At 61.7% G+C, this 4,853-nt stretch carries 4 protein-coding genes; all 4 read right to left on the bottom strand.

The window, feature by feature from the left end:
* Positions 1 to 221: 221 nt before the first annotated feature.
* The 4 genes from QLG10_RS07770 to QLG10_RS07785 all read right to left on the bottom strand — a co-directional run bounded on the left by QLG10_RS07770 (position 222) and on the right by QLG10_RS07785 (position 4,593).
* Complete coding sequence (locus QLG10_RS07770) at positions 222 to 1,757, bottom strand: amino acid permease (RefSeq protein WP_282486579.1); 1,536 nt, start codon at positions 1,755 to 1,757, stop codon at positions 222 to 224.
* Positions 1,758 to 1,966: 209 nt separating this feature from the next.
* Entirely contained in the window at positions 1,967 to 3,007 is a 1,041-nt protein-coding gene (locus QLG10_RS07775) for a DUF3445 domain-containing protein (RefSeq protein ID WP_110755227.1), read from the bottom strand.
* A gap of 18 nt (positions 3,008 to 3,025) precedes the next feature.
* Positions 3,026 to 3,994, bottom strand: coding sequence for a PDR/VanB family oxidoreductase (locus tag QLG10_RS07780; RefSeq protein ID WP_110755226.1), 969 nt, complete (start codon positions 3,992 to 3,994; stop codon positions 3,026 to 3,028).
* Positions 3,991 to 4,593 (bottom strand): dimethylamine monooxygenase subunit DmmA family protein, encoded by a 603-nt coding sequence (locus QLG10_RS07785; RefSeq protein ID WP_110755225.1) that lies wholly within the window; start codon positions 4,591 to 4,593, stop codon positions 3,991 to 3,993. Before QLG10_RS07785 ends, QLG10_RS07780 begins: the two co-directional genes overlap by 4 nt.
* Positions 4,594 to 4,853 lie beyond the last annotated feature (260 nt).

Genomic DNA, 4,853 nt, shown 5'->3' on the forward strand with positions numbered 1-4,853 from the left:
TGATTTCCACCAGCACGCGACCCAGCGCCGGGTTGAACACCGGTTGGGCGGGGCCCTCGCCGGTGAGCAGTTGGCCGTTGATCAGGAGTTGGGTTTGCATGTTCTTATCCTCTTTGGAACTGGAAACCGGTCCCCTGTAGGAGCCCGGCTTGCTGGCGATGCGATGGTGGCCGTTACGCCGCCATCGCCAGCAAGCCGGCTCCTACAAAGGGGGATTGTTGTCAGATCGCTGATCTGTTTACCGAAGCACCGGTGAGATCAGAAGGTTTGGCCAGCGGCTTGGAAAACTTCCACGCATCCCCCGCCGGCGCCGTGCCCTTGTCGTAGGGCTTGCCCAGCAGCATGTAGACCAGGCCCGCACCCATCACCACCAGCGTGGTCAGGATCATCGAATAGTTGATGTACCAGGCGGCATCCGGCGAGCGCGGCCAGACCATATTGACGATGGCGCACACGCCATAGACCAGTGCGCCGAGGTTCACCCACAGGCCCCAGGCCCCGAGGGTAAACTGGCCGCTGGGGCGCCAGCCCTTGGCGCGGGCGATCAACGCGGCAACCACGATCAACTGGAAGGCGACGTAGATGCCGATCGCCGCGAAACCGACAATGGTGGCCACCGCATCGGCCATGAACATCCCCAGGCAGACGATCGCTGCCGGCACCAGGCCGCTGACCAGCAGCGCGAACGACGGCACATGGTTGGCCGACAGGCGCTTGAACAGCGAACTGCCGACGATCATCTCGTCCCGGGCATAGGCGAACAACAGGCGGCTGGCGGCCGCTTGCAAGCTCAGTACGCAGGAGATGAACGACACCATCACCACTGCCATCACCAGGCGCGAACCGATCGGGCCGAAGGCATTGGCCAGGATCGTGGCGACCGGGTCGGTGTCTTCGCCGGCCAGCACTTTGGCCATGTCCGGCACCGACAGGATCAACGCCAGGCACGCGAACATCGCGGCCGCACCGCCGATGTAGATGGTCATGCGCATGGCCTTGGGAATGCGCTTGCCCGGGTTCGGGGTTTCTTCCGCGACATCGCCGCAGGCTTCGAAGCCGTAGTACTGGAACAGGCCAGCCAGGGAGGCTGCGAGGAAGGCCGGCAGGTATGAGCCGTTCACCTCAAGGTTGAAGGTGTCGAACAGCACGCTGATCGGTTGATGACGCTCGAAGATCAGCAGGTAGCCGCCGACCAGGATCGCGCCGACCAGTTCGCAGAGAAAGCCGAACATCGCCACCCGCGCCAGCAATTTGGTGCCCACCAGGTTCAGCGCGGTGGACAACAGGATGATTGCCAGGGCGATGACGATGTTGGCATCCGGGCCGGGATTGAAGCCGAGCATGATCGCCAGGTACGGACCGGCACCCACCGCAACCCCTGCGATGGTTGCGCATAACGCCCAGGCATAGACCCAGCCGACCATCCACGCCCAGCGCTTGCCCACCAGGCGACGCGCCCAAGGGTAGACACCGCCGGAAATCGGGAACTGCGATACCACCTCGCCAAAGATCAGGCAGACCAGCATTTGCCCGGCACCGATCAGCAGGTAGGACCAGAACATCGGCGGGCCACCGGCGGCCAGGCACAAGCCGAACAGGGTGTAGACCCCGACGACGGGTGACAGGTAGGTAAAGCCCAGGGAAAAGTTCTCCCACAGGCTCATGCTGCGATTGAAATCCGAGCTGTAGCCGAGGGCGCGCAGTTGTTCCGCGTCCTGATCGGCGCTGCTTGCACGCGTGTTGGATGAGCCACTCATGTTATTTCCTCATTATCAATGGCAGTGGATTAGTGCTGGCGGGTTGGCCCCGCCGTTGCTCCTGTGGAGCTTGTTGTTATCAGGTTGCCGCTGAGCCAATGTGGGAGCGGGCTTGCTCGCGAAAGCGGTGTATCAGTCGACATAAATGTTGAATGTGGAACCGCATTCGCGAGCAAGCCCGCTCCCACAGGGGGACGGTGTTTACATTCCTACGCCTGCTTTTTTGTCTCGCTGTCGCGCCCATCGTCGTACTGCGACAGCCACTCCACGGCAGCATCGCGATAGCGGCTGAAACCCTTGTAATCGACCAATTGCTGATTCAAATCACGCAGCACCCGATGCATGCGCCGCGCCCATGCCGGGTTGGTGGCGATGTCTTCGAGGCTGAGCAGGTAGGTGCGGATCGGAAAGACAATCGCGTTGCTGCGCGGCAAGCGGTGCAGCGGTTGCAACTCGATGCGCAGGTACACCAGCTTGCCAGCGTTTTCGGCCGTCACGATGGTCCGGTCCGGTGCCCATTCGGGCAGGCTTTCGGCCGAGACTTCAAGGCGCGGGTTGACCGTCAGCGACCAGTTCAGACGACGCACCGGGTGGCCGGTGCGCAGGCGCAGGAGGAATTTCAGGGCGCGGTCGAGCATGCCGATTTCCTTCACCAGCGGCACCGGACCGTGGAATTCCTCCCAGCTCATGCCCAGGTTGAAGCGCAGCGAATAGTCAGCGCGCTGGGTGGCGATCCCGGCGCCCCAATACAGCGTACCGTCGCGTTCTTCCTGCAGTACCCAGTCGCCCTGGGCCTGGCGGGTCACGTATTCCATCGGCTCATACGGCAGGGTCGCCGGGTCGCCGAAGGTGAAGTGATCGTCGATGTCCAGCAGGCGGTTGGTCCAGTGCCATTGGCGGCCTTCACGGGACAGGGTGAAGTACTGCGGGTAGTCGCGGGCGTAGGACTCCATGATCAGTTCCAGCAAGTCCCACTGCGCCTCCATCATGTGCGGCGCCGAGACGTAGTGCATGCCCGGGTCCTTCTCCAGGGTGATGGCGCGGTCCCGGCATTCGCTGATGTAGTGCTCGTCGATATCGAACGCTGCGCGGAAGGCGCCGTCGCCGACCGAGACATGGGGCTCGAGGTTCATCGAATACATGTAGTCGTCATCGGGGAACGGGAAGGGCGCGCGGGCGATGGTTTCCGGGCTGTTGGCGAAGGTGTAGTCGTCGCGGTAGGTTTCGTCGCGGTTGAATTCGATAGTCATTGTTATGTCTTCCGTCGATCAGAGGTCGATGACCAGGCGATTGCATTTGGCGCGGGATACGCAGGGCATGATTTTCTTGCGGGCGGCTTTGTCGTCGTCCGACAGCCAGTCATCGCTGTGCAGCAATTCGCCGTCGAGCTCCAGGACCTCGGTTTCGCAATGGCCACAGGCGCCGCCACGACACAGGTAAGGCATGCTGTAGCCCGCGGCCTCGACCGCTTCGAGCATGGTCTGGTCCGGCGAGACCTCGATGGTTGCGCCACTGCGACCCAGGGTGAAGCTGAAGGCTTCGCCGCCGCTGCTTTGCTCGAGGAAGCGCTCGAAGTGCACGTGACTGTCGGTCCAGCCCAGCTCGCGGGCACAGGCCAGGGTGGCGTCGATCATGCTGTCCGGACCGCAGGCATAGACGTGACTGCCGAGCGGGCGATTGGCGAGAATCTGCCCGATGTCCATGCGCGCTTCGATGCCTTTGCGATACAGGTGGACCTGCTTGCCGTAGGTGTCCTGCAACTCTTTGCCCAACTGTGCGTGTTCATCGCCGCGAACCGCGTAATGCAGTTCGAAGGGCACCTTGCTCAGGCGCAACTCTTCGAGTTGGGAGATCACCGGGGTGATGCCGACACCGCCGGCAATGAACAGGTGCAGGCGCGCCTGCTTGATCAGTGGAAACAGATTGACCGGTGGCGTGACCTCGATCAGGTCGCCTTCACGGACATTGTCGTGCAGCGCGATCGAACCACCGCGGCCGCTTTCTACCCGGCGCACGGCGATCTGGTAGCTGCTGGTGTCATAGGGCGAACTCAGCAGCGAGTAGGGGTTGCGCAGCGTATTGTTCGGGTTGGCGATGAGTACCACCACGTGGCTGCCACCGGAAAACGCCGGCAGGTGCTCGCCGGTCGGCGAAACCAGGGTGAAGCGCCTGATTTGCGGCGTCACCTCTTCAATGCGAGCGACGCGCAGGTTCAATGTCCCATTGTTCTGGCTCATGTATCGAGCTCCTCGGCTGGGGGCAGTTCGCCCGGTACTTCGGCATCGGCCTTGACCGCCTGGAAAGCCGCCAGGCGTCGGGAATAGTGGTCGCGCACCACCAGCGTGAGGCTGCATCCGGGGCACTGGTAGACGCGTTGGGTGACGTTCTCGGTGTAGGTGTCGCAATGCACACACCAGACCCGACGCACCAGGGTGCCGGAGTGTTCGCGAAGCACTTCGTCGCGATTGAGGTCGTAACGGGTGGCCACCTGCATGGCGCTGCCCAGGAAGCTTTCAGAGCCGGCGAGATAGAGGCGGGTGCCCATTCTGGCGTTGCCGAGCAGGTCATCCAGGGCGTCGATCAAGGCCTGGTTGCTGGCATACACGCGCAAATCGTGGCCTGGACGCTGCTGTAGTTGGGCAAGGAAATCCTGGCCGGAAAACGACTCCTGGGAGTACAGCAAGGTCACGGGCCGCTCCTGCCCGGCCAACTCGTCGAGTAAACGCAACATGGCGCACCCGCCACTGCCTTGCCCGGCAATGATGTGCCGCAGACCTCCTGGCAGAGGTTGCAACCGGTCGTAGACCGGTCGACTTTTGATCCCGGTGATCAACATTTCTTGTTATTCCTCCTGGCTATCGGCTCGACGGGTGAAACGTCGGCACAGATGCAAAGCCCAACGATGGTGGGTTGCAGATAGCAGGAGCACAGGGCGTGCCAAGTCTTTAAGGTATTGATTTTAAAGGGTTAATTGTTTTTTGAGAGGAAAAGTGTAAGCAGAAATAACTATGGTTGTAGGCGTTTTTGCAGCGGTTTTTTCAGGTGTACATATCCATTCCTGCGGTAACGGCCACCTATGGTTTCGCTCTTACAGCG

It is taken from the genome of Pseudomonas sp. V98_8 (assembly GCF_029967975.1).
GTDB classification, from domain to species: Bacteria; Pseudomonadota; Gammaproteobacteria; order Pseudomonadales; family Pseudomonadaceae; genus Aquipseudomonas; species Aquipseudomonas umsongensis.

What these genes read in the sequence shown, in the direction of transcription:
- QLG10_RS07770 (WP_282486579.1), bottom strand. Translation starts at nt 1,757, where the DNA reads ATGAGTGGCTCATCCAACACGCGTGCAAGCAGCGCCGATCAGGACGCG.
- QLG10_RS07775 (WP_110755227.1), bottom strand. Translation starts at nt 3,007, where the DNA reads ATGACTATCGAATTCAACCGCGACGAAACCTACCGCGACGACTACACC.
- QLG10_RS07780 (WP_110755226.1), bottom strand. Translation starts at nt 3,994, where the DNA reads ATGAGCCAGAACAATGGGACATTGAACCTGCGCGTCGCTCGCATTGAA.
- QLG10_RS07785 (WP_110755225.1), bottom strand. Translation starts at nt 4,593, where the DNA reads ATGTTGATCACCGGGATCAAAAGTCGACCGGTCTACGACCGGTTGCAA.